Below are 1,017 nucleotides of genomic sequence, written 5' to 3'. Positions count from 1 at the left end.
GCTTCTTCAACAGTTCATCCGGGAGCAAGGATATGGACATCAAGCTACATAAACAGGCGACCACCACACCGAAGATCCGGGCCGAGATCCAGGCAGCGCCTTCCAGCATCAGCGACAGCGAGCTGGCACGCCAGTACGGCGTCGCCGTCGCGACCATCCGGCGCTGGCGGTACCGTGACGATGTCCAGGACCGACCGCACACGCGTCACAACCTGCTGGCCACGCTCACTTCCGAACAGGAAGAGGTGCTGATCGCGGCGCGTGAATTCCTGCGCCTCGGTCTGGATGATCTGCTCGTCGTGGCGCGTGAGTTCCTCAATCCTGGCTTGTCGCGTTCTGGTCTGCATCGCATGCTCAAGCGGCGCGAGGTACCGACCCTGGCAGAGCTGGATCGACGGGACGCGGGCGATGATGAGAAGCCCCTGCACAAGCCCTTCAAAGACTATGAACCAGGCTACGTGCACATCGACATCAAGCACCTGCCCCAGATGCCCGACGAGGAGCAAAGACGCTACCTGTACGTCGCCATCGATCGCGCCACGCGCTGGGTCCATCTGGAGGTGAGACGCAGCCAGTCCGCGAAAGATGCGCGGGCGTTCATGAAGCGGGTGGAGGAAAAGGCTCCCTTCAAGGTCCAGACGGTACTGACCGACAACGGCAAGTCATTCACCGATCGCTTCACGCGGGCGGGTGAGCGCAAGCCCAGCGGGAACCACCCGTTTGACCAAGAGTGCCAGGTCCTTGGTATCGAGCACCGTCTGATCAAGCCGGGAAGGCCGCAGACAAACGGCATGGTGGAGCGCTTCAACGGCCGTATCAGCGATGTGCTGGCGACTCGGCGCTATACCTCAGGCGAGGACCTGGAGCAGACGCTCAAACGCTACACTTGGCTGTACAATCACCACATCCCGCAGAAGGCGCTGCACCATCAATCACCGATTGCGATGATGAAAGAATGGCAGACCAAGCGTCCTGAGTTATTTACCAAGCGGGTAGTCAATCACACGGGACCCGACA

Annotated in this window: 1 protein-coding gene; it reads left to right on the top strand. The window is 60.6% G+C overall.

Translation table 11 applies throughout. From position 1 onward, the window contains the following. Positions 1 to 32: 32 nt before the first annotated feature. Positions 33 to 1,017 (top strand): IS481 family transposase (locus tag ACGTN6_RS20555; RefSeq protein ID WP_394594908.1); only part of this gene is annotated, 985 nt, incomplete at its 3' end.

Source organism: Halomonas sp. B23F22_20 (assembly GCF_043496985.1).
GTDB lineage: Bacteria > Pseudomonadota > Gammaproteobacteria > Pseudomonadales > Halomonadaceae > Halomonas.
Note: the sequence above shows the minus strand (reverse complement) of the source record. Positions and strands in the feature narration are given on the sequence as shown.